This is a genomic window from Candidatus Berkiella aquae (assembly GCF_001431295.2).
GTDB classification, from domain to species: Bacteria; Pseudomonadota; Gammaproteobacteria; order Berkiellales; family Berkiellaceae; genus Berkiella; species Berkiella aquae.
On sequence record NZ_LKAJ02000001.1, the window covers coordinates 2,022,724 to 2,046,134 of the forward strand.

The following is a 23,411-nucleotide window of genomic DNA, read 5'->3' on the forward strand; positions in this document are numbered from 1 at the left end:
TGGCCTAATGTTGCGCCATGGTTGCGCATTTTTCCTACACAAATAAGCTAGTTGCTATACATCAAGCTCAAATTCTGATATAAGTCAGCCTCACCAATACCAAATAGTTTATATTCTAACTTAATATTACTGAGTTAAGCCATGATGAATTCTGTTTCAAGCTGCCAAAACGCAATCACCACTTTTAAGCAGCAATTTCCCAATATAAAGTCCGTAGAGACAAAGCGCTCAATGATTAATCAGCTTAGCAAGCAAACCTCCTTCACCGTCCCTACTGATACTTATGGAAATACGCTAGTCCATTTTATCACCCTAAATGGCTACCTTGCTGATATTGATTATATGTTATCTATTCTGCGTCCTGGTGAAATCGATTGTCCTAATAATTATCAGATCACGCCACTGATACAAGCGACCGTTGCAGGATTACAAAATGTCGTCTCATTATTATTGGCTCATGGTGCAAATTGGCAACTTCGTGATTACAACGGAAAAAATGCTCTCGAATATAACATGAATAATAGGAAGCAGGTTACATTCAAAGCATGGAATCACCTACCCACATTACCTTTAATCGAAAAAAGATTGTTTGACTTAACCAAGATAAAAAGTGGCAAAGGTATATCTGATTTTCTTGTTTGGTTACATAGTATTAACTATCTCTTAACAACGCCGATTAATCATCATGATGATCCCATTTTTCACTATGTCATATTTAATTGCTCATTAGCAGGAATAAAATCGCTTCTACCTTATTTAACGCCTGAAGTATTAGCAGTAAGCAATAGGAAAGGGACAACCATATTGCATTCTTTAATTAAAACCAAACATTATGTAAAAGCTAATTTATTGAGGCGTGCGGGTGCTAGACTCGATATTCCTGATTCAGATGGTTTCACGCCTTTGAATTATCTCCCATTGAATAAATCATTATTAACAATGACAAGCGTTGAACAATATCTTGAAATGAATCAACTCGTTGAAGAAGTGTTATATGAAACATTAGATATCAACCATTTGTTAGCAAAAGCGATGCAATATGGACTAGGGATTGATGATCCTATCGATGAAAATGACGGCACATTATTACATCGTTTCATTGAATTTATTCCTGTTCCATTATTCCAAGAGATTCTTGGGAAATACCCTCATTGTGACTTGAAGGTACGCACCTCAGATGGCGTTAGTTTAATCAAACTAGCAGCGGTAAGAGAGCGCTATGCTATCATTGAGCTATTACAAAAATATGGGGTACCTTTATACACCAGCGAATTAACCACTAGTGAATCAGAAGGATACAAAACGTATTTACAACGCAGTTATGCGCCAGTCATTTATCCTTGCCTTGCATTTTCATTTAATCAATTACGCTTAAAGAGTAAAGATCTTAATGAACATCTCTTAAAATTCTTTCAAACCTACATAGGTTATGTGCGCAGTAATCGTTTTAAATATCATGGCGATCGCTTATACTCAGGAATGATCCTTGACTCAAGATTAGGAGAATCCCTTACCCTTAACTGTTACGATCTCGCTACAAATTTGGGCTACTTCTTGAAAATGCAAGGTATCGATAATGTAAGATTACATACCTATACTAATTTTAATAGTCGCCCGTTTAATGATAAAGGCCCACTGAAAGGAGATTTTGTTTGCTTCGATCAAGATTATCAAACTAAAATTTCCCCTATTTATGATCGATATAGATACGAACGACATTATGTTTTGCAAGTCGGTTCTCGCTTCTTTGACCCTACTTTTTGTTGTTATTATGATAATCAAGACGATATTCTTGAACTAAGCCAAATAAAAACCTCGCTATCATTTGCAAAAGATCGTAGAAGTTATTTTAATTTACGATTTCTTGCTGCTTTACATTCACTATTTTGCACTGAACATTGGACCTATTGGCATAAATGGCGCTCCATCAAAATTACTAACAAAAATAAGGCTGCACTTTATTTGGAGGAAAAGGAAAAACACGTGACCTTACAAGCAACGAATCTCCCCAAAGAAGAGGTCAGCCGTGTGATCCAAGAGATATTAAAAACAAATGGCATTATTAGCATCGAAGAATATAAAGTTGCCGTGTACGCCAACAGAGCAAACGAACTACAATTTATTCTGAAACAATTGGAACAACAAAACCCAACTTCTAACACGTGTAACCACATGCCAAAATAATGGAAGAGTCGCTACACTTTTTATAGTTACCTTTTTGAGTGGAGTGAACGAAATGATAAACCTTAGCAAATTGCCTCTATCACTGTGCTTATTATCAAGCATTGTGGCATTCAATGTTCAAGCAAATGAAACGCAAAGTGGTGCCCCTCACTTAGTACCTCCCCAAGAATCTCTCGATGCTTGTAAAAATAAAGCAGAAAATGAAAGCTGCTCATTTACCGGAAAATTAGGGGATGAAGTAAAGGGTACTTGTCATAAAGGTCCTCATGGTCAAGGTCCCTTAGGTTGTGCTCCTAATGATGGCCCTAAACCGCATCCAGGCGATTTAGCGAAACCTGCTCAATAAATAACCCACAAAATACACTTTTTGCGTTAAGCTAAAACTTTGCAGGCTTAACGCAAAAAGAAGTATGATTATCATTCTAGGCATAATCTCGTTCGATGAAAACTTGAAACAAGCCAAGTTCAAGACCTATATTTTGTATTTTCTCAATGTATGATTTAACTTGCGGTAAATTAAATATATCCGGATCAGTGCTATTATTGACATTAAACCAAAAAGAACAAATTTTATACGGATTCGAAAGATCACCACTACCCGCTACAAAAGAGACATGAGCGCCTATAGTTTGAGCCGGCGTATTCCCTCCGACTATTTTGTTTAAATAAGATTGATTAATTAAATACATGTTTTTTCCTAAAAATCCAGCATACAGCTAATGGATATATCGACCAATGATAATTCTTGATTGCCTATTGTCGTAGGATAATCCTTTTCTTTTATTCTTCTTATCAACTCATCAAAAGAACCAGGCATTTCATAGGTGGAAATTGTATGATGATTAGGACGGGTATAAGAAAATATGGCGCAACAAGTTTCCTTCCCACTTCCTGAAATATCGTTTAAAAACTTATTCGAAATAATATTCATATTTTAATCTCAAATATACTGACAAAAAGAGAATATTTTATCATGAAGTTTGTCCAAGGCAAGTTAAGTTAGATGTTTATTCCACCTATTTTTTGTGATGATGCACATTTTTTGATGATAAGGGTATCTAACCTATCATAAGGTTCTCATGGTTAAACACCCTGAAAAAGAGGCAGTTCTAAATGGTCATGATAGCTTCTATCAAATCATGAGGATTTTCAAGTGGACTTGAATGCCCACCCGCTATTTTAAGGTATTTTGCTCTTTTGATATGACTTGCCAATTGTTCACTTTCTGCTGGTAAACAAACAATATCATCTTCAGAGGCAATGACTAGTGTCGGCATTTGAATATTATTCACCCATAAGTGTGAATTAAAATTATTTAACGCTTGGAGTTGTCTTCTTAAAATCTCAGGGCTAGGTGGATAAGGATTATTCATGCAAATTTCCTTATAAGCCGCAATATTTTTAGGATCGGCTAAATACTGTGCAGAAAAAAACCAAGGCATACTTGCTTCAATCAGCGTATCAAAAGCAGCTTTTTCTTCATATAATTTCAACAATGAAGCCAAAACCATTCGGGTTCTTTGATTAATGCTCGTTGATGAATTCAGAATGATTAATTTTTCAATATCACTGCCATAATCTCGAGCAATCGTTTGTGCAATGGTGCCTCCCATTGACTGCCCTAAAATGATAGGGCGTTTTAAATCGAGTGCCTTAACAATTTGCATGGTATCTTGCGCCATACTGTCAATGCTAATAGTCGAGGTTTCGTCGATAGTTTGGCCAATACCACGATTATCAAAAATGAGCACTTGAAAATGTTGTGTCAATTCGTCATAAATGGCATCCCAAAAGGTATGATCGCAAGAATAGCCTGCTATCAATACAAGAGGCGTGCCTTTGCCACGACATTCATAGAAAAAATCTGTTTCACCGATACGAATTGTTGCCATATCATCTACCCTCGTGAAGACTATAGGGTAAAGATAGCAGAACACTGCTATATTCTAATCCTATTGATAGTAACATTCTCGAATCTGAAAGTACGTACAATCTGTCAATTCATACAAACACTATTGGGGTATCCATGAGTTACGTTGATTCACATTTATTACCAAATGAAAAAGTTGTACATCGTACTCATTTACATAAAATTATGTTTTTCTGGCCCGGCGTGTTGGCTTGTGCGATGTTTGCTGCTGGGGTATGGATTTTGATGCACCCAGCTTATCGAGCAGGGTTTGCAGGTTTATGCTTCGTTGTCGGAGTAGCTTTCTTGTTAGCACCCTATATTCAATATATATCCAGTGAATTTGCCGTCACCAATAAACGCGTCATTATCAAAGTGGGTTTCATTAGTCGTCAAACCTTAGAGACTTTATTACAAAAAGTGGAAGCGATTGGCGTCGATCAAACCGTTTTAGGTCGCATTTTAAATTATGGCTCCATCACTATCACAGGCACCGGTGGTACCAGAGAATCTTTTTATAACATCGTTGATCCACTGGCGTTTCGTCGAGCGGTGCAAGAAGAATCGGATACTTCTAATACTCAAACTAATTTAAATTAATACAAAAATTGAGAAAAGTATTTACTCAGTAAGTTGTTGCTTTAAAAAAGCTTCAAACGCCTCCCAAGATTCTCTATCAGCTTCCCTGTTATAAGCAACCCCCTTGCTTTTATCATTGCCTGCTAGAGGATTGGTAAAAGCATGAACCGCACCAGGGTATTCAATAAATTCATAGGAGACATGGCCATTCTTCATTTCTTCTTTGAATGCCGCTACTTCCGCAGGCGGAACATTAGGATCCTCTGCACCATGCAAAACCAAGACAGGGCCTTTAATATTCTTAGCATCCTCTGGGGTTGGGCTTGATAAGCCCCCATGAAAGCTCACCGTCCCTAATAAGGGAACGCCACTTCTTGCAAGCTCTAATGCCCCGGTCCCACCAAAGCAATAACCCATCACAAAAATTTTCTTACCATTCACCGCATCGACTGATAATAATGCGGTATAAGCTGCTTTCAGGCGATCGCGAAATAATTTACGGTCATTTTTATATTTTTCAGCAAACTTTGCGGCTTCATCATTGTTTTTGGGACGTTGTCCTTTGCCGTATACATCAACCGCAAAAGCTACATAACCCTCTTTAGCCAATTTATCTGCTTTTTCCTTGGTAAAAGGTCCAAGCCCCATCCAATCATGTACAATAATCACAGCAGGTCTTTTCTGCTTTTTTTTCTCTGCATCATAAACCAGATACCCTTCCATCGTGATGCCATTCGATTTATAATCAAGTTTCTGTGATTTAATGGCAGCTTGAGCATTAAACGCCAGTAACAGTGCAGTCATGATTGATAATGCTTGTGACTTCATATTACACCCGATGCAATTTAATATTTGAAGAAATGCACTTAACCTCATAACTGGTGATTTTAGCAATTTCTTTTTCACTCAACGGAACATTACTTAAGTGAATCGTTTGATTTTTACCTGGCTTTACCAGCATATCACCCGTCGTTTTAGCAATCAGTCCATTTTTACCTTTTAAAACGACTTGATATTGAATGTATTCATTTTTAGCGGTCAAATTATCAATAACGAATTCCCCTTTGACCACATCTTTGAAATGGTCATCATCATAAATGTGTGATTGATATAATAAGAGATCACCCATCATTTTATCGTTAATAAACATCATGGGAATTTTTATAGCATCCCCCGTATCGGAGGTGGCTTTGATATTGATAGCACCTTTGATGGCAAGATTGCATTTTTGAATACCATTAACCGCAGCACATTTTGCATTTTGAGGCTGTGATTTCATATTCGCAGCATAAAGTGGGAATGCCGCTAATAAACTCATGGTTAAAAGTGCAGTTTTCCCTAACATCACTTTTCCTTTTCATCAAAATCCCTTTATAGAAACGTAGAAGATTTTTTCGAATAAAGAAAGCTATTGAACTTTGCATATTCACGAGAGTTTGAGTATAGTGCGATTTATTTTAAAATAAGGAGAAGGTGTATATGCATAGAGTCCACTTCTTCATTCCTCATCGTGGCTAAATCCTGACATTTTGGGAAGCTCAATTAGAATTGCCGGGAAATAATAACAAAAACATTCAATACAAGAAAATACCATTTCAATTTCTACGTTCTCAATAAAATAGATATTAGGAAAATTTACATGATTGGTTTATCCCCTCTTGAATTACAATTAATCGAATTACACAAAGAGTTCCTGTCACAACCTAGCGCTCATCTTGAACAAGCAATTTCTGGATTACAATGTGAAGTAATGGGTAACTGGCCAGCTGCAATCGCCCATTACCAACAAAGCGCACATGCTTTTGCTCTCTCTCGATTATCACATTATGCTCCGTTTTTGACTCGCCCCACTGCTATGCCGCAACAACCCATTTATCACGAACATTCAGGTTACTATGGCACTCCCTTACCAAATCAATATCGCCACCAATCTACCCCTATTCCTTCAGGATTCCATACAACCCATCATTACACACAGCCTGTTTCAATGCACTTTTATCATGCTTATCGCGAAATTCCTCATCAGGTGTTAAGCACAGAACCCAATACAACTTTTCAGCCCCCAAAGATGTCAATTCGACCGCTTCCCACACCTGCGACAAATATTGCTGAAGAGTCGCCCACACAAGCTTCGTCCTCAAAACAAAGTGCTATACCAAAGCAGGCTCGCTCAATATCTGTTGATGCGTTATTAGAACAACCCATCGATAGTTTTATCCTTAAATTAAATGCACGTCAAAAAAGCATATTATCTTATTTGTATAAAAATGCAGAAAAGAAACCAACTAAAGAGCAATTTGCTAAAATATTGAATATTAAAGAGACACAGTTGACTTCAACTTGTGGGACATTAAAAAAACATAAATTAATGGCACGATGGCCCCAATTAACGCACCTGGGCATTCGTGTTGGCGAAAAAATTCATACCCTTGAGAGTGAACGTCGCAAGATTATGGAAGAAGCGATTGTTCATCCGCTTGTCGCTCCTATGCAGCCTACAGGAAGTGAATCAGAGCAAAGCACCTTTGCAAAAACGCTCTTACCACTGCGCGCAGTCAAAGATAAACAAGAAAAGCAATCATTGCCTGCACAACCTACTGCGCAAGAAACAGAGACAAAGAAAAAAATGGGTTTTGCATTTCTGAACAACTAGCCCAATTACTTAAGGAAAATAATTCAATGTTGAACATGAATACCAAAAATTCACTAAAAAGAGCCGTTGAACTACTTAAAAATGAGAGGAACCCATACTCTACAAATAGTAACCTTGAAAATGCCATTCGGGGTGGAGAAAAAGAACTGGGAGGGGATTTATTTTTCGCTTCACACTATTATGCTCAAAGCAATCATCCATTTGCGGTTGCAAGATTTAAAATACTATCAATTGAAAACCCAACAATAGAAGAAAATAGGTATAAGCACACATTGCAACAATCAAAGTCCAGAAATACCATTGAACATACTGCACAACCTGTAGAGCCTTCCTCTGTTCGGGTAGTTTCTACCCTCACTCCAACTCAACAACAAATAAGCGATGCGGTAAAATCAATAATAAAAAAACCTGCCCAATTGAAAACTCTAGTGAAAATGTATGACTATTTTTACTCTCCACAAGGAGAGTATTTACGTCAACAAGATGCAGCGGATAAATTTGGAATAAAGAAAAAATCACTCCATACATGCCTTACTAGACTAAGACGAGCTGGTTTGGTAGGAGCCTGGCCTAATGTCACCTTTTTAGGGATAGAGGTTGCAAAAGAATTAAAAGGACGACAATTAATACCAACAACACAAGCGCAGCCTTCATTACCGAATGATGAATATATTGGTATCGAACGCAGTAATACAAGTAATCTTAACGAATCATCACAAAATAGGGATAAAACCCTCATTCTGTTGGAGAAAGTCAAAAGCCAACTGCAATTAATGCTAGCAACACAACGACAAGCTGAATCACCCGAGGTAACGGTTGCTGGCCCATCTCAAATCCGCTCACTCTTAAATCCTGATGATGAGCCACAAACTGATATAACCCCCACTCAAATGCTGAATATGTTTCGTGAACAGAATCTAAGGCTGACCCGAGAACGTTTATTAGTGCGTAACAGTCGTGTTGAAAATATTGAAAAGAATAAGTCTGGAAAATGTAGTCCCACTTTTTAATGAGAAAAACAATAAAAAGAAAAATAAAAAGGACACCCACTCAGGGTGTCCTTTGTAAGTTTATTGTCCAGGATGATTTTTAATCACTTCTTCAACTTGAGCTTTAATTGCCTCTAGGTTGAATGAAGCTGGTTTTTGCATAGGAGGATACTTAATAGCTGTCTCTGCCAACTCTGCCACTTTTTGTTGCACCAAGACAAAACGCCAAAATTCTCTCGCCATAAACTGATCGAAATAGCCTGGTGCACCAACGTTGATATTGAGATCTTGAGTCCGTTCAAAAGGATCTTGACCTAAGTTGGTGATAGTAGGCATATTTAACCCTACTTTAGGACCAGCCCAACCATCAGGTTGATCAATAAAGCGGAATTTCATTTCATCGATACGTAAGGCACCTAAACGGTCTTCTGCAAAATAAAAAATCTCATGACGTTTTGAAGGCCCCTTACCTGTAATCAAATCCATTTGATTATAACCATCTAAGTAAACTTTATATTCACGATCGCCTAATTTTTTACCTTCTTTTAGTTCTTCGGCAATTTTGTCATTGCCGGCAGCTGCAACCAAGGTAGGAAACCAATCGAGTCCTGAAATCATCCCATTTTCTACTTTTCCAGCAGGTACCTTACCTGGCCAACGAATCAGCGCAGGGACTCTAAAACCGCCTTCGTAAATAGACCCTTTAGCATTTCTAAAAGGCGTCATACCACCATCTGGCCAAGTGAAGACTTCTGCACCATTATCGGTTGTGAATACAACAATGGTATTTTCTTCTAAGCCATTATCTTTTAGATATTTGAGTACTGAACCCACGATATCATCGAGTTGTGCCATCCCTGCTTCTTCTGTACCGTAGTTGGTCTCAGAATTTTGCATGTCTTTATATTTATCTGAAAGAAAAGTAAAAATATGCATCCTTGTTGGATTCAACCACACGAAGAAGGGCTTATTCTCTTTCTTTGCTTTATCCATGAAGGCAAAGGTTTTACTTAAAATTTCATCATCTACCGTTTCCATCCGTTTAGGATCAAGCGCTCCCTCATCGGTCACTTTTTGTTTGCCAATTTTACCCCAACGTGGCATTTCAGTCGTGTCTTCAACGGTAGTTGCTTCACACTGAACCATATTACGTGGGCCATATTGTTCACGGAATTTCGGATCTTTAGGATAAGATTTCCAGTAAGGATCTGACATCGCATCAAGATGGTATAAATATCCCCAGAACTGATCAAAGCCATGAAGGCAAGGAAGATATTTATTTAAATCGCCCAAATGGTTTTTACCAAATTGTCCCGTTGCATAGCCCATTTCTTTAAGGGCAGTCGCAATGGTAGGCGCCGTTGCTGGCATACCAACATCAGCTCCTGCTTGTCCTACGGTGGTGAGTCCTGTTCTTATCGGTAACTCTCCAGTAATAAAATTCGCACGCCCTGCTGTACAACTCGCTTCAGCGTAATAATCTGTAAAACGCATGCCCTCTGAAGCAAGCCTATCTAAATTCGGTGTCTTTCCAGACATAATCCCTTGATGATAAGCACCGATATTGAACCAACCAATATCATCCCCCATTATGACGATAATATTTGGTTGTGATGACTTTGATGTCGATGTCGGCGTAGTGGATTTTGCGGCCCATGACAAACCCGAAACCGCCATAAGGGTTAAAGCAACCGCAAATTTTTTACCTAGGTGTTGAGTGTACATACAGACTCGCTTAATATTTTATGGATCACCTACATCTCGGCAATTGTGAAAAATATTTTAAAGATTACATGTTCATAAAGGCAGCGTTATGTATACCTAATCAAATCTGTTAGAATAGTCTCACTATACTTGATAAATGCTCCCTAGAATTATCATTCCATGAACAATAACAAATCGCTTCCATCTGTTAATAATCAGTGGATTAACCTGCTAGGGTTGTGCAGCGCGACAATTACATTTTATTGCTGCCTGAAATGGTATATAACGCCTTTAGTTGCTGTGCTTTCTACATTAACGGCTTACACCTTACCCATTCTATTACTCGAAGTGTTATTGCTAAAAACGCCCTACCGTGAATCAACCGGGTTTAGTGCTACTTGGCATAACCTGAGTTTTGAAAGGATCTTTTTTAAATTGGTCGGCTTATATGCGACTTTTGCAATGCTTATTTTTCTGTACTGGCTTTTTCCAGAATACCATAAACCCTTTTACAAAGATTATTGGTCATTTCTTATTAAAATTGCCCCTTGGGCATTTTTAATCTCCATACCCTATGTTGCTCTCGTTGATGCCAAAATGGATGATCCTTTCGATAGTTATTGGAATTTAGGGCGCATTCTTTGTTTTAACCGCCCCCAATCTTATCAAGGCCTTGCTCAACACAGTTTAGGCTGGATAGTAAAAGGGTATTTTTTGCCACTAATGTATGCAGAGTTATATAGTAAATCGCAAACACTATCCATCACCTCATTTAGTCATATTTTTTCAAACATAAATACTTTTTTTATGACGGGTATTGTCATTTTATTTACAATAGATGTGTTAATTGCAACGGTTGGTTATTTATTTACTTTACGGCTTTTTGATTCACATATTCGCTCAACAGATTCTACTTTTTTTGGATGGTTTGTCTGCCTGATATGTTATGAGCCCTTTTATAACGCGATTTTGATGCTGTATATTCCCAAAAAAATTAACTTTCTCACTGGCCTTAATAGTATTGACCACCCACTCTTACAATCTATTTGGTGCGGTTGTGTGCTATTCATGCTATTTTGCTATGTGTTAGCAACCCTTGCTTTTGGCCTTCGCTTTTCCAATCTCACTAACCGCGGCATTATTACCCAAGGTGTTTATCGCTTGACTAAACATCCAGCCTATGTTGCAAAAACGATTTTTTGGTGGATTGCCTTCATTCCTCTGGCGAGCATTGCTCCTAATCCCATTATCTTGTTCACAAGCATACTGTTTCTCATCGGGACTACCATTATTTATTATTTTCGAGCAAAAACAGAAGAAAAGCATTTATCGAAAGATCCTGCCTACGTGGAATATGGTCTATGGATGAATGAACATAGCATTTTTGCGCCCTTGGCAAAACATTGGCATTTTTTACGTTATCAACCTCCTATTTATTAGGAAGTCCTGCAAACATTCGGATTGATTCGCCAAGGATTTTTAAGGAAAAATCTAAGCCTTCAGCGCAATTTTGTACCGTATTTATTTCAGCTGTAGTTCTTGCTTGCTCTCTTACCATGGCATACCAATATTGATAGGTTTTAGTATCATTCGTTTCTAGCGCATCTTGGGCCATGGTCATTTGTGCATACACATTCCCAGCTGTTGCAAGCGTATGCATATTGGTTGATAGACATTCCTTAACTTGTTTTTCTACCTTGGTGTTAAGTTCAACTAGGTTGCCTGGTGCTTTCTCAAGCGTTGTCATTGAATCAGCAATACACAGCGAAATGGCCTTTTTAAAAGTGCCAATAGACTGGGTATTACACATTTTAATATTGTTTTCGACGAGGGGTTTTTGTGCTTCAACCCGTTTTAAATAGTCTTTATAAGCTGGATTGGGATCAGTTTTAATCAACTCATTAAGCATGGTAACAATACACTGATCGTTCATTTCACACCCTGTCACCACCGCTGATAACTTAAATATATCTTTTGCAATGGCAGCAGGTGCCGGTTTTGGCATAACCGTTGGCATATGGGCTGGTGGCGTTGTTGGATGGGGAGTGGGTGTACCAGGATTAGAAGATGGATTCGAATTAAGGGGAGACGCTTCTACCGGCATAAACCACATCATGACAAAGGCGCAAAGCAATATTCGAAAATCCTTCATATTTCACCTTAATCGGTCGATAGCTTTATTGAGGAACTTAGCAAACATTGGTATGCAAAGCAAAAAATAACTGTAGCTATACTCAGTACAGACACAAGGAACGGATCTCGAAATGGCATTCATCCATAAATTAACCACGACCCTGCTTGCAATCATCGTCAGTTTTTTACTGTTAACAACCCATAGTTATGCACAATCGAACCCACCTCCCAAAAACAAATACTGGGAAGCCTATTTTAAAGCAAAATTACGTGACCCCCCTACCGGCTTTATTGTCGATGGTTTAAATGCGATTCAACAGAATAGCCCTAATAAAATTGCACTCGATCTTGGCTGTGGCGTGGGTCATGAAACCTTACAGTTGCTACAACGGGGATATCAGGTGGTGGCTGTTGATAGCCAAGCAGAAGCTTTTGAATACATGAAGCAACAACCTAATATTTTACAATATCAAGGGAATCTGCGTACCATTGTCTCAACCTTTGAAAAGCTTCCTTTTAGCGAATTGCCGCAGGTTGATTTAGTGATTGCAAGTTTTGCACTACCCTTTATGAAAACCCAGGATTTTAATCCGACTTGGCAAAAAATTGTCGAAAAAATTAAACCGGGCGGCTATTTTATTGGTAATTTCTTTGCGCCAGATTTTAGCTTTTTTGCTGAAAAATTTCGATCACACATGACCTTTCATAGCAAAGCAGAAGCCATGGCGCTATTGAATGGCTTTGAGATTGTGGGATTTCAAGAGGTGAATGTGCCTGGAACAAAACCAGGCACTATGAATCACTATTACGTGTTTATGGGGAAGAAACGCTAAGGTTATAGATTACCATACCGTTTTTTAACGTATCCATCACATAAACCGGGGCTTCCAACAACCAAATTGGTTTTCCCGTCACCTCGTTGCACAATCTCAAGAATGGGATTTCCCTTTGCTTCATGATATTGAGGTATATAAGACTGACTCCTATAAGAAGAGCTCAGAACATCATCATCTTCTTCTACGGTTGATGATGATGATATAGGGCACGGCATGGGTTGAGTCGGTAATGACTTCGACCTTACTGTAGAAACTGATTTCTCTTTTTGCTTTTCTTTACGTAATTTATCTTCCTGTAATTGTCCTTCCCTACCTGGAATGGTTACGGGCAAAGATGCCGTTGGTTTTAGCGCCAGTGTGAGTAAAGAGGCTTGAGGTTTTGATGGTAAATTAGGGATGGATCCCATTTCAGTATTTGCTGATGATGAGCTTTTACCACCTAATACGCTTAATTCAATTTCTGATATACCACTACTCGGACCGTAATTTGCCATATCTCACTCCTTTATTGCTTTTTCTCATTCGAGTATCGTAACGGATCTATATTCGTTTGCAATCCCAATTTTATCCAGCACTGTATATACCCAATGCACTTGCGCGTCGCATTCAAACAAGATTATACCGCTCGCTAAGAATTTTGGAATCTCGCATTTTCAAGTACCAGCGGTATATTCTCATCCGTATTCAGATTGGTCATTCCACTTAATCATCTCAATAGCGTGGATTTCTGAATTTCCTTGCAAAACCATGACAATTAACTAAAACAGGTGGGCTCATTTTTGCTCTGATTATTTTCTTAGAAAGGGTGATAGGTTGAGCACATTATTGTAACTGCGATTTGAAGCTTCTAACATTCTGCTCGGTATTTTCTATCACATGCACTATCTCACGTTCGACATATTGTGAAATAGGCGAAAATCGGCTACTTAAAATAAATCTTAACATCCAATCTTTTATACGGCTTCGTCCGATTTTAAACGATTTGGTATATTCTAATAACAATTGTGCATAGGCAACATCGATTTGCGATGGCTGATGCACTCGATTTCCCAAGATAATTGGAAATGCACTTTGCATTTGTGCAGCTTTTCCCGAAGCTTGACGTCCATAAGATAACGCAAATTGCACTAACTCTTTGACTGATATTCTTTTAAACGTGCTCACGGCTTGATAATAGGTTTGTAATTTACTTTCATCTTGTGGTGTTTTAACATATTGTCTTAAATTTTTAATTTCTGCTAAATAATGTTCAACTAAATCATCGATCGAAAATTTATTTTTCATAAAGCTGACATCGACCATAATGTCCTCCTTTTACTTTGAGGATAAGGATACTCTCTTTTTCAAAACATCTTCGCACAATGAAAGCGCTAAAGGATGAAACAACGCCAATTGATTCATCTCCTCAAGCGACTTTACCCAGCGATAACCATGTTCATGGCCTTTTTTAACGGTGTTAACGTGTACAAAAAAAGTAAAAGTCGGATCTTTAGCAATCACGTGGGCAGGAAAACTTTGTGCCCAAAGAATTTGTTCAAATTGGATATCTTCAAGCCACGTTTTTTGTTTAATTGCTAAAAAGAGTTGATTACGCCAATCTTCACCGGGATGAACTTCACAACCACAAAACGTAAAGCTACCATTAGCGATTTGATCATTAAAAATCATCACGCCTTTTTCCGGGTTGGTAACCACGCCAATCACATAAATTCGATGTAATTGCATCATTCTACATTACTTTCTTAACCATAAAGTCAGTATATACCTCTCATACTTGAAGATGCGATTTTTTGATTTCCTTGCGATGCGCAAGGGCTACGCTTCAAGTAATAGGTATATACCCAGCGTACTTCAAGATGTGAAGCATGGACAGTATTGATTATTGTATAATATTTATATAGGAAGTTGCTGAGCACAACAAATATGTCAGAACAAAGCAAATTGATAAAAACCCTTAAACAAGAAGGAATTACAAACGCTAAAGTATTAGCGGTTTTAGGTTCAATTCCACGTGATGCATTTGTGTTACCCAATTTTAAAAAAGTCGCTTATGCTAACCAGGCGCTTTCTATTGAATGTGCACAAACGATCTCACAACCTTATATTGTTGCCCTCATGACCCAAGCCATCCTAAAACATCCTCACCCACAAAAAGTGCTTGAAGTGGGCACAGGTTCTGGGTACCAAGCAGCTGTTTTAGCATCTCTTTTTCCTGAAGTCTGGACGATTGAACGGATCCCGCATCTGTATGAAACGGCTAAAGTAAGATTAACAACCTTAGGATATGATAATATTCACTATTGCTTGGGCGATGGCACGCTTGGTTGGGAAGAAGCCGCTCCTTTTGATGCCATCATTGTGACTGCTGCTATCAAGGAAGTTCCTCCCCCCCTAATTAACCAATTAGCCCCTCATGGGTTAATTGTGATACCCCTTGGCACCCCTCATGAAGTGCAGATGTTAACTTTAATACAAAAGCAAGGCGACACCCTACGTACAAAAATTCTAGCCCCGGTTGCTTTTGTTCCTTTAATAGCCAATCACCATTAGCGCATTTTCATTGTCGTGCTATATTATTTCTTTTTGTGGTTTACATATTGAGCTCAATTTTGATAACCAACATTTTTTTAGCTGCATTGCCAAGTCATGATAATCGGATGACGATTGCGCAAAAGATCCTCGCTTGTGAAACAAGACGTTCGCCATTGGCTAAAATACAATGGACCCACACCCAAGATTTTCATTTGACCCTAGGGTTTATCCCTAATGTTGAAGAAAATGATCTACGTAAGATTGCTTTAGATTTATCCAGTGTTTCGCAAAACGCCCCTTTTATGGCAAACGTTGAGGAAATCAAAATCTATGGCACGGCGATTGTCTTAAGATGTGAGCCCTATCATCGATTTTTATCCATTCATAAAAAAATGAATCAAAAATTACATGAAGGATCTTTGAATCGTTATCAGTTCGATGTCAAAAAGCGCTACGATGCCCATATGACAATTGGCAGAATCCGTAATGTAAAAGCACTCAATCCCTTACATATGCAACAATTGTTAAGTCTTATTCAGGAACAATTCAGAGGTTATTCATTTTTAATTCAGCAAGGCGCTTTAATGCGACGGATTGCTGAAAATGCCGTCCCTTCCTATCAAACAATCCAACTTTACCGATTCACAGGTTAATATACCCAATACACTTCAAGATGCGAAGCATAACTTGAAGTGCGTCCTTACGCGATGGGGGTTATCAGGGGGATAATCGCGATTATCCCCCTGATTGCAAGCGCAGAGTTGCTCTGCGCGTAGCATCCAAACAAGATTATACCGCTCGCTAGGAATTTTGAAATCTCGCATCTTCAAGTATGAGCGGTATAAAAATTCAAACCCGGCAAATGTCATTTGCCGGGTACAGCTGAAACCCATTGAAATTAGTGAACTTGATGTGAGGGTGTAGGTAAAGCAAGTAAGATCAGATGGCTTAACAACGCCTGATAACTTTCGCTAGTCGACATCGCTCTTAAAACAGCTTCATCATCCTGAATAGAAACAGACTGTGAGGGGGTTTTGTAACGAATTTCAAGTTCATCTGGTGTTAACGCTTCAAGTACATCAAGCATATGTAGTTTGTTCATATCGAGTACCCTTGATTTTTTGATTATCAACGCACCACATTTTTTATGTGGGCACTCTTGTTATAGAATTAATTTAACTTAATAAATACTTCAATATCCAAGTTTGTTTAGTGAACTGCTCTACCAGAATACTAAAGTTGTATTACTTTGCAAACCCACTTTTTCAAAAATTTCATTTTTACTTAGCTTTACTAGTCCATCGATTGTTTTGTACTCGAAAACGCCAAGGTAAATCGCGGTGTTCTTTGGCATAATCAATTCCAATGCGAGGACTTGAGACAATTTCTTTTTTGGAAAACTGAATTCCTCTTTCTTCTAACCACAAGTGTTTGCTTGATAACAAACTACCATCAAACACCGTCGTAATGCCTAGTGCCTGAGTTAATGCACCGGGGCCCGCCGTCAATCTAGGCAATAAGGTAGTCATCCCTCGACGCTGCAACATGATATCAATGCCATCAACAGGCTCAATAGCTCTCACTAATACAGCATGCGGCGTCCCTTGCGGCGCTGTGACCACGTTAAAGAGATGATGTATCCCATAACATAAATAAATGTAGGCAACCCCTCCCTGTTGGAACATCGTTTCAGTTCGCTTGGTACGTCGATTACTAAAGGCATGCGATGCACGATCTTCTGCCCCGCGATAAGCTTCAGTTTCAACAATCATCCCGGCAGTTCGTTTGCCATCAATATCCGTCACAATAAACTTTCCCAGTAAGGCTTGGCTAAGCTTGACGACATCGTCTGATAAATAAAAATCGCGTGGTAACTTTTGTGGCTTCATAAGTTCATTATCAAACTTTTCAAAATAAAGAGCATTCTACAAGATCTTGTTAGCTAAAAAAAAGCCATGATTGAGTGTTTACTCAGAGCGCAATCGGGATATAATCAAGCACATCCTAAATACATAAAGGTTTTCTAACCATTACGCCATGCCAGTGCACAAGCATATATTAGAAAATATTCACGCCCTGCTCGATTTTAATCGCGTCCCGAAAACCAAACCTGAACGTGCGCAACATTTCTCCAATTTATTCGGGCTAACATTGGTTGAAAGTGAAAGCGTTCTTGCTGGTGAGCAAGTGCCCAATAAAAAGTTGTTGAAAGAAATTGCTGATAAGTTTGAAGTGGATGCATTGTGGCTGCTGAAAAATTAATTTTTTCACAAATACCGTTATCAAAAAGTGATTTAAATCCTTCCCCGATAAATCAATTCCAAACGTGGTTTCATGAAGCAACCCTTTGCGGACAACCCGAACCCAATGCAATGACCTTGGCAACGGTTGATCAAAACTACGATGTCACTGCAAGAACCGTCTTACTCAAATCCGTCGATGAACAAGGCTTTGTATTTTATACAAACTACTTAAGCCCTAAAGGGCAAGCACTCAAAGCCATTCCTAAAGCTGCTTTAGTCTTTTGGTGGCAAAGCTGCCAACGGCAAGTACGAGTGACAGGAACCGTGACGGTAGTAGAAGCAAAACTATCCGATGATTATTTTGCAAGCCGCCCCCAAGATTCACAAATTGCATCAATTATTTCTAAGCAAAGTGAAGTGATCCCTTCACGTGATTATTTACTGGAAAAATTCAATGAAATGCAATCTCGAGTGCAAGGTAAACCGATCCCTCGCCCCGATTTTTGGGGAGGCTTTCGCTTAATTCCTAGCACCGTTGAATTCTGGCAAGGGCGCGAGCACCGCATGAGTGATCGCTTCAAGTATCTCAACGTGGATGATATTTGGCAGATTGTGCAGCTTTCCCCATGAATGATGATGGCATTTGGCTGGTCTATGATGGCGAATGTCCAATCTGCAGCATGTCTGCACGGCTGATTAAAATCAAACAATCGGTAGGTGCTTTTCATGTGATCAATGCCAGAACCCCTCATCCGATTTTAGAAGAAATCAAACAACATCAACTCGATTTGAATGAAGGGTTGATCGTTAAATACCAAGGTAACTTTTATCATGGGCCCGACGCTTTACATCTATTAGCCATGATTGGCTCGGATCAAGACTGGTTTAACCGATTAAATGTGCGACTTTTCAGTCGTTCAAAATGGCTTGCGAAAATTGTTTATCCGGTCATGAAAACCCTGCGCAATATTGCGCTTTTTTTAAAGGGTAAGTCTCGGTTATAACAACGATGAGCGTAGCCAATCATTCGCCCCCTTTGTATAAAAGGGGGCCGATTGTTTGAAAAACAAGCGGGGGATTTTTATCTTAATCAACAAAAAATCCCCCGCTCGCCCAAATGCGAGCTGCCCCCTTTTATTCAAAGGGGGCGATCAATGGGGTACAAACCGGGCACATGGGTAACACTTTAAACCGGTATGACCTCTCATGACTTGGCAGCAGATGAATGTCAATTCGCGACAATGATGAGCGTAGCCAATCATTCGCCCCCTTTGTATAAAAGGGGGCCGATTGTTTGAAAAACAAGCGGGGGGATTTTTATCTTAATCAACAAAAAATCCCCCGCTCGCCCAAATGCGAGCTGCCCCCTTTGTATAAAAGGGGGCGATCAATGGGGTACAAACCGGGCACATGGGTAACACTTTAAACCGGTATGACCTCTCATGACTTGGCAGCAGATGAATGTCAATTCGCGACAACGATGAGCGTAGCCAATCATTCGCCCCCTTTGTATAAAAGGGGGCCGATTGTTTGAAAAACAAGCGGGGGGATTTTTATCCTAATCAACAGAAAATCCCCCGCTCGCCCAAATGCGAGCTGCCCCCTTTTATTCAAAGGGGGCGATCAATGGGGTACAAACCGGGCACATGGGTAACACTTTAAACCGGTATGACCTCTCATGACTTGGCAGCAGATGAATGTCAATTCGCGACAACGATGAGCGTAGCCAATCATTCGCCCCCTTTGTATAAAAGGGGGCCGATTGTTTGAAAAACAAGCGGGGGGATTTTTATCCTAATCAACAAAAAATCCCCCGCTCGCCTAAGTGCGAGCTGCCCCCTTTTATTCAAAGGGGGCGATCAATTACGCCAACTTGCCCAGCTTTAACTTCTCTTGAAGCTTAATGTCCGCTTCTTCTTCCCCTGTTAAATCAGGCCCTAGACTCATGCACGCTGTCATTGGCGTCGTTAAAGCACTTAACCAGGATTTCCCTTGTGTCAAAAGACTATTGGCGTAGCCCGAAGCGGTTGTTGCCAGATCGGATAAATCGTTCTGACCTTCCTGCATTAAAGCAGCAAATTGCACAATAAAGTCATCTCCAATATCTTGCCCAACGGTAGAAACTTGCGTCCCCAGACTCAAAGACAGCTTCTCAATACTCGGAATTTTATGACGAAGCATCTCGGCAACATGCTGAGCCACTTCCGGTTCCATCTGGGTAATGGTCAACGATAACTCTTTGGTTTCATTGGTCTTCAATTGATCAATGAGTATGGTCAATTGTTCATCTGTGATTGATTCAAGGTGAAGTGTGACTTTTTCGTGAAAAATTTGCATTAGTTCTTCATCTGTAATGGCATCACCACGAAAATAAAAGTGTTCATTGCCCAGCAATAACAAAACATGGGTCATTTTATCATTACCACTGACAGCAGCAATGACATTAGCACTTAATGCAGGATGTCCCCAATGCTCTATTGCCATTTCAAAATAATGCAAGCGATTGTGTGTCATCGCAGGGATCAAGGCTTTGACTTGCTCTTCGCTAATCCCTTCATAATCAACTCCAACTTCCTGAACACGTGGAGAACGCTCATGATCCATCGCTTTTAATAAAGTCTCAAAATCGAGATCAGATATATCGCCATCTGCCTGCAGCCAAACTTGCGTTGAAACCATCTTTTTAACTCCCTGTATATTCATTTTTGCCCGAAAGCGGGCTCTCATTACACTAATTCCGTTAATGTAACGCTCGCCAATGCACGTGTAAAGATAGCATTGTGTGATGGCAAACTAACCGTTACTCGCAGAAAATCTTCATAGTCTTTTACGCCAATAAAGTGTCGCACTAAAATGGCATTATCACGGCATGCTTGTAACACCGTTTTACCATCTTTTAATTGAATAAATAAGAAATTGCCTTCACTGTCCCACACTTGCTTAACAACCGGCAAACGCTGCAAATCTTGCTTAAACAATTCACGTTGCGTCTGTATTTCCTGAATATACTGTTTCATTTGCGCAAGCTTTTCTTTGGTGAGCGCCTGCTTCAAGGCTTGCAAAGTGAGCAAAGAAAAAGGAAAAGGCATCATCATACCCGTTAAGATCTGAATTAAGGGTGCTTGTGCAATCAACGCCCCACAGCGAAGCGCTGCTAGCCCAAAGGCTTTTGAAAAAGTTCTTAAAACCACCAGATTGCTATATTTTTCAACTAATGAAGCCGCACTTTTGCCATTAGCAAATTCCATATAAGCTTCATCAACCACCACCATGGCCTTACCTTGTAACGCCTCAATAATGTCAATAATATCTTCTAAAGGAATTAAATTACCCGTGGGATTATTGGGCGTACAAATGAACACCAATTTAGTGGTATCGGTAATACTTTTTAGTAATAACGCTTTATTTAAGGTATAGCCTTGCTGTGCTTGTAATGGCACAACCTGCACCTGCGCACCCTGCATCATGGCACATTGTGCAAAAATGCTAAATGTCGGTGGACAAACCATAATCGCATCTTGGGCAGGTCGACAAAAAGCACGTACCAACAAGTCGATCCCTTCACAACTCCCTCGGGTTAACAAAATCTGTGAAGGCTTGGTTTCATAATAGGCTGATAAGATTGCCAATAGGGTTGGATCAAACATCTCATCAATGTAACGGTTTAAACCAATCTCATTAAAACAAGCACTTTCCCAGGGTAATTCATTAGCATCTAATAACACGCTGTTTGCAAAACCAGGTCTTGATGCATCAAAGGGTTTAATGGCCAGTAACTCGGGGCGAATAAGGGTATGAATATCTGACAAGTGGCACCTGCTAACTCATTTTGGGGAAGGACTCTGCGATCTCGCTGCCTGAGTATTCTGCAATCCAACCATCTGGGTTATTAAATAAGCGAATCGCAATAAAATGTGGCGAAGGCCCCATATCAAACCAATGATACATTTTTGCGGGCACGCTGATGAAATCCCCTCGTTCGCAAAGCACGCTATAGACCTTACCATCGATATGCAAAGTAAAGAGGCCACTGCCAGCGACAAAGAAACGCACCTCATCTTCTTTATGCGTATGCTCTTTCAAGAATTTTTGTCTTAAAACTGTTTTGTCGGGATGATCGCTATATAAAGCAACCACATCCCATGATTGATAACCGACTTCTCTGACGAGTCTTTGGATAGGTTCATCATAAGCCTCTAAAATCGCTTCATGGCTTGAATGAGGCCCAATTTCGGGATGGGTTGACCATTGTTCGAATCGAATGCCAACCCGATGTAATTGTTCACGGATTTCGCTTTGATTCTCGGAAGTAAATAAAGGCGCTTCCGGACTCGTATTACTGAAGATAGTTATCTTACTCATTAATATCCTCTTCTCAACTAGAAAAGGACTATAACCATGTTATTCGCATCCTACAATACTTTACTTAAAGCAACGACTAATCCAACACCATAATCAAAAATGGGCAAAGGATTGTAATCCTTTTCATAAGCATTGCTTAATATGATTAATTGCAGCTTGCTACGAGGCACATAAGCCATAAACAGCGTACCATTACGATCGATTTTACCTGCATGAAAGTAAACATCACCCACTTCGCTTTCTCGAATGCATAAGCCATAGCCATACCATCTGCGCTTTTCTTCATCATAGATATATTTGGTTTTCATTTTATCTAACGAATTTTTCGTTAGATAATCTGATTCAAATAAGGCTTGCGTCCAAGCAATTAAATCATTAGCACTACCGATTAATTCACCCGCTCCAGTAAGATAATGGGCAAAATTTAAATTGGTTTCATTTGCTTTGGCATATTCAATCTTGCCAGCTTCTGGCGTTATTAAATAATGCTTCGCCAACCTGTCTTTTTGATAAACAGCACTGGGATATTCTCCCTCAATATTGGGAGAATATATATGCGTTAAATGTAAAGGTTTATTCAGCGTCTGTTTGATAAAATCGGGATACGATTTTCCTGTCACTTTCTCAATGATTTTTGCTAATAGGAAATAGCCTGTATTGTTATATTCAAAGGTTTTACCGGGGACATGTGTTAAAGGCAAAGGCTTAACGGCGACCAGACATGCATCTCTATCATAAGGCGCAGAATATTTTAATAAATCATAACACTCTCGCAGACCATTGGTATGCGTTAGTAAATCATGCACGGTGATCTGATGCCATTCTTTGGGTACATTTTCAAGATAAGTATCAATGGGCGCATTGAGATCAATCTTCTTCATTTCGACCAATTTTAGAATCAATGCGGCGGTAAATTGTTTAGAAATGGAGCCTAATGGAAATAAAGTATCAATCGTCATGATTGATTTTTGGTCTCTATCTGCATAGCCATAACTTTGGGTAAAAAGAATTTTCCCTTCCCTTGCAATCACCAGAAGTCCACTTTGTATCATTTTTTCGCTGTTCGCTTTTTTAACGATACTTTTAATAGAGGGAACTTCTTTTTCGACTTTTGCTGCTGCCGATACAATCGATGAAAAAGCAATAGCACAAACAAGCATCACGGCAGTGACGAATCTCGATATGCCAAGCGATAATAGATAGGTATTTAGCTGTCTCATTTGAGAGTCCGTATAGGAATTAGGACGTTATTATAACCAAGAGCCCTTCAAGATGCGAAGCCACTCA

Annotated in this window: 28 protein-coding genes; 12 read left to right on the forward strand and 16 right to left on the reverse strand. The window is 39.3% G+C overall.

Going from position 1 to position 23,411, the window contains the following annotated elements; all coding sequences use genetic code 11:
- Window positions 1-141 precede the first annotated feature (141 nt).
- Together HT99x_RS08945 and HT99x_RS08950 are read left to right on the forward strand one after the other, a co-directional pair.
- Window positions 142-2,184: an ankyrin repeat domain-containing protein gene (locus HT99x_RS08945; protein WP_139016589.1), complete on the forward strand. Its 2,043-nt coding sequence runs from the start codon at window positions 142-144 to the stop codon at window positions 2,182-2,184.
- A 52-nt stretch (window positions 2,185-2,236) separates the two neighbouring features.
- On the forward strand, window positions 2,237-2,530 hold the full coding sequence (locus HT99x_RS08950) for a hypothetical protein (protein ID WP_075066009.1): 294 nt from the start codon (window positions 2,237-2,239) through the stop codon (window positions 2,528-2,530).
- Between the two features lie 76 nt (window positions 2,531-2,606).
- Here the strand turns inward: HT99x_RS08950 and HT99x_RS08955 are convergent, their stop codons facing one another.
- From HT99x_RS08955 to HT99x_RS08965, 3 genes are all read right to left on the reverse strand, one after another.
- Window positions 2,607-2,873 carry a hypothetical protein gene (locus HT99x_RS08955; protein WP_075066010.1) on the reverse strand — a complete coding sequence of 89 codons (267 nt, stop codon included), beginning with the start codon at window positions 2,871-2,873 and terminating at the stop codon, window positions 2,607-2,609.
- Between the two features lie 8 nt (window positions 2,874-2,881).
- A complete protein-coding gene (locus HT99x_RS08960) occupies window positions 2,882-3,115 on the reverse strand; it encodes a hypothetical protein (protein ID WP_075066011.1) in 234 nt (77 codons plus the stop codon).
- A gap of 178 nt (window positions 3,116-3,293) precedes the next feature.
- The gene (locus HT99x_RS08965) at window positions 3,294-4,076 is read right to left on the reverse strand and encodes an alpha/beta fold hydrolase (RefSeq protein WP_075066012.1); all 783 of its coding nucleotides are present in this window, start codon (window positions 4,074-4,076) and stop codon (window positions 3,294-3,296) included.
- A gap of 134 nt (window positions 4,077-4,210) precedes the next feature.
- On the opposite strand from HT99x_RS08965, the gene HT99x_RS08970 reads away from it, so the two are divergent.
- Entirely contained in the window at window positions 4,211-4,693 is a 483-nt protein-coding gene (locus HT99x_RS08970; RefSeq protein WP_075066013.1) for a PH domain-containing protein, read from the forward strand.
- A 21-nt stretch (window positions 4,694-4,714) separates the two neighbouring features.
- Here HT99x_RS08970 and HT99x_RS08975 read toward each other — a convergent pair whose 3' ends face one another.
- Window positions 4,715-5,500 (reverse strand): dienelactone hydrolase family protein, encoded by a 786-nt coding sequence (locus HT99x_RS08975; protein WP_075066014.1) that lies wholly within the window; start codon window positions 5,498-5,500, stop codon window positions 4,715-4,717.
- Window position 5,501: 1 nt separating this feature from the next.
- The gene (locus HT99x_RS08980) at window positions 5,502-6,017 is read right to left on the reverse strand and encodes a hypothetical protein (protein WP_075066015.1); all 516 of its coding nucleotides are present in this window, start codon (window positions 6,015-6,017) and stop codon (window positions 5,502-5,504) included.
- Between the two features lie 294 nt (window positions 6,018-6,311).
- Here HT99x_RS08980 and HT99x_RS08985 point away from each other — a divergent pair, with 294 nt between their 5' ends.
- Window positions 6,312-7,325 carry a hypothetical protein gene (locus HT99x_RS08985; RefSeq protein WP_075066016.1) on the forward strand — a complete coding sequence of 338 codons (1,014 nt, stop codon included), beginning with the start codon at window positions 6,312-6,314 and terminating at the stop codon, window positions 7,323-7,325.
- A 26-nt stretch (window positions 7,326-7,351) separates the two neighbouring features.
- Entirely contained in the window at window positions 7,352-8,335 is a 984-nt protein-coding gene (locus HT99x_RS08990; RefSeq protein WP_075066017.1) for a hypothetical protein, read from the forward strand.
- Window positions 8,336-8,395: 60 nt separating this feature from the next.
- Here HT99x_RS08990 and HT99x_RS08995 read toward each other — a convergent pair whose 3' ends face one another.
- Window positions 8,396-10,039: a sulfatase-like hydrolase/transferase gene (locus tag HT99x_RS08995; RefSeq protein ID WP_083482839.1), complete on the reverse strand. Its 1,644-nt coding sequence runs from the start codon at window positions 10,037-10,039 to the stop codon at window positions 8,396-8,398.
- 159 nt (window positions 10,040-10,198) lie between these two features.
- Here HT99x_RS08995 and HT99x_RS09000 point away from each other — a divergent pair, with 159 nt between their 5' ends.
- The gene (locus HT99x_RS09000) at window positions 10,199-11,458 is read left to right on the forward strand and encodes a methyltransferase family protein (protein WP_075066019.1); all 1,260 of its coding nucleotides are present in this window, start codon (window positions 10,199-10,201) and stop codon (window positions 11,456-11,458) included.
- Here the strand turns inward: HT99x_RS09000 and HT99x_RS09005 are convergent.
- On the reverse strand, window positions 11,448-12,170 hold the full coding sequence (locus tag HT99x_RS09005) for a hypothetical protein (RefSeq protein WP_075066020.1): 723 nt from the start codon (window positions 12,168-12,170) through the stop codon (window positions 11,448-11,450). The genes HT99x_RS09000 and HT99x_RS09005 overlap by 11 nt on opposite strands.
- 112 nt (window positions 12,171-12,282) lie before the next feature.
- On the opposite strand from HT99x_RS09005, the gene HT99x_RS09010 reads away from it, so the two are divergent.
- On the forward strand, window positions 12,283-12,984 hold the full coding sequence (locus HT99x_RS09010; RefSeq protein WP_075066021.1) for a methyltransferase domain-containing protein: 702 nt from the start codon (window positions 12,283-12,285) through the stop codon (window positions 12,982-12,984).
- Between the two features lie 2 nt (window positions 12,985-12,986).
- Here HT99x_RS09010 and HT99x_RS09015 read toward each other — a convergent pair whose 3' ends face one another.
- From HT99x_RS09015 to HT99x_RS09025, 3 genes are all read right to left on the reverse strand, one after another.
- Window positions 12,987-13,481 (reverse strand): hypothetical protein, encoded by a 495-nt coding sequence (locus tag HT99x_RS09015; RefSeq protein WP_075066022.1) that lies wholly within the window; start codon window positions 13,479-13,481, stop codon window positions 12,987-12,989.
- Between the two features lie 328 nt (window positions 13,482-13,809).
- On the reverse strand, window positions 13,810-14,289 hold the full coding sequence (locus HT99x_RS09020) for a hypothetical protein (protein WP_075066023.1): 480 nt from the start codon (window positions 14,287-14,289) through the stop codon (window positions 13,810-13,812).
- Between the two features lie 12 nt (window positions 14,290-14,301).
- On the reverse strand, window positions 14,302-14,715 hold the full coding sequence (locus HT99x_RS09025; protein ID WP_075066024.1) for a hypothetical protein: 414 nt from the start codon (window positions 14,713-14,715) through the stop codon (window positions 14,302-14,304).
- Between the two features lie 195 nt (window positions 14,716-14,910).
- On the opposite strand from HT99x_RS09025, the gene HT99x_RS09030 reads away from it, so the two are divergent.
- On the forward strand, window positions 14,911-15,537 hold the full coding sequence (locus HT99x_RS09030) for a protein-L-isoaspartate(D-aspartate) O-methyltransferase (RefSeq protein ID WP_075066025.1): 627 nt from the start codon (window positions 14,911-14,913) through the stop codon (window positions 15,535-15,537).
- Between the two features lie 59 nt (window positions 15,538-15,596).
- Window positions 15,597-16,172: a 2'-5' RNA ligase family protein gene (locus tag HT99x_RS09035; RefSeq protein WP_075066026.1), complete on the forward strand. Its 576-nt coding sequence runs from the start codon at window positions 15,597-15,599 to the stop codon at window positions 16,170-16,172.
- A gap of 245 nt (window positions 16,173-16,417) precedes the next feature.
- Here the strand turns inward: HT99x_RS09035 and HT99x_RS09040 are convergent, their stop codons facing one another.
- Together HT99x_RS09040 and HT99x_RS09045 are read right to left on the reverse strand one after the other, a co-directional pair.
- Window positions 16,418-16,621: a hypothetical protein gene (locus HT99x_RS09040; protein WP_075066027.1), complete on the reverse strand. Its 204-nt coding sequence runs from the start codon at window positions 16,619-16,621 to the stop codon at window positions 16,418-16,420.
- 178 nt (window positions 16,622-16,799) lie between these two features.
- Window positions 16,800-17,408 carry a DNA-3-methyladenine glycosylase gene (locus HT99x_RS09045; RefSeq protein WP_075066028.1) on the reverse strand — a complete coding sequence of 203 codons (609 nt, stop codon included), beginning with the start codon at window positions 17,406-17,408 and terminating at the stop codon, window positions 16,800-16,802.
- A 148-nt stretch (window positions 17,409-17,556) separates the two neighbouring features.
- Here HT99x_RS09045 and HT99x_RS09050 point away from each other — a divergent pair, with 148 nt between their 5' ends.
- The 3 genes from HT99x_RS09050 to HT99x_RS09060 are packed head-to-tail and all read left to right on the forward strand — an operon-like array spanning window position 17,557 to window position 18,766.
- Window positions 17,557-17,781, forward strand: a complete 225-nt coding sequence (locus HT99x_RS09050; protein ID WP_075066029.1) for a hypothetical protein — start codon at window positions 17,557-17,559, stop codon at window positions 17,779-17,781.
- Window positions 17,763-18,392 (forward strand): pyridoxamine 5'-phosphate oxidase, encoded by a 630-nt coding sequence (gene pdxH / locus HT99x_RS09055; RefSeq protein ID WP_200957113.1) that lies wholly within the window; start codon window positions 17,763-17,765, stop codon window positions 18,390-18,392. The genes HT99x_RS09050 and pdxH overlap by 19 nt, the downstream gene beginning before the upstream one ends.
- The gene (locus tag HT99x_RS09060; protein WP_075066031.1) at window positions 18,389-18,766 is read left to right on the forward strand and encodes a DCC1-like thiol-disulfide oxidoreductase family protein; all 378 of its coding nucleotides are present in this window, start codon (window positions 18,389-18,391) and stop codon (window positions 18,764-18,766) included. The genes pdxH and HT99x_RS09060 overlap by 4 nt, the downstream gene beginning before the upstream one ends.
- Window positions 18,767-19,625: 859 nt before the next feature.
- Here HT99x_RS09060 and HT99x_RS09065 read toward each other — a convergent pair.
- Genes HT99x_RS09065 through HT99x_RS09080 form a run of 4 tightly spaced genes read right to left on the reverse strand, consistent with a single transcriptional unit; the run spans window position 19,626 to window position 23,344 of the window.
- A complete protein-coding gene (locus tag HT99x_RS09065; RefSeq protein ID WP_075066032.1) occupies window positions 19,626-20,441 on the reverse strand; it encodes a hypothetical protein in 816 nt (271 codons plus the stop codon).
- A gap of 47 nt (window positions 20,442-20,488) precedes the next feature.
- On the reverse strand, window positions 20,489-21,571 hold the full coding sequence (hisC, locus tag HT99x_RS09070) for a histidinol-phosphate transaminase (RefSeq protein WP_083482840.1): 1,083 nt from the start codon (window positions 21,569-21,571) through the stop codon (window positions 20,489-20,491).
- A gap of 10 nt (window positions 21,572-21,581) precedes the next feature.
- Entirely contained in the window at window positions 21,582-22,124 is a 543-nt protein-coding gene (locus HT99x_RS09075) for a hypothetical protein (RefSeq protein ID WP_075066033.1), read from the reverse strand.
- 50 nt (window positions 22,125-22,174) lie between these two features.
- Complete coding sequence (locus HT99x_RS09080; RefSeq protein ID WP_083482841.1) at window positions 22,175-23,344, reverse strand: serine hydrolase; 1,170 nt, start codon at window positions 23,342-23,344, stop codon at window positions 22,175-22,177.
- Window positions 23,345-23,411: the final 67 nt, after the last annotated feature.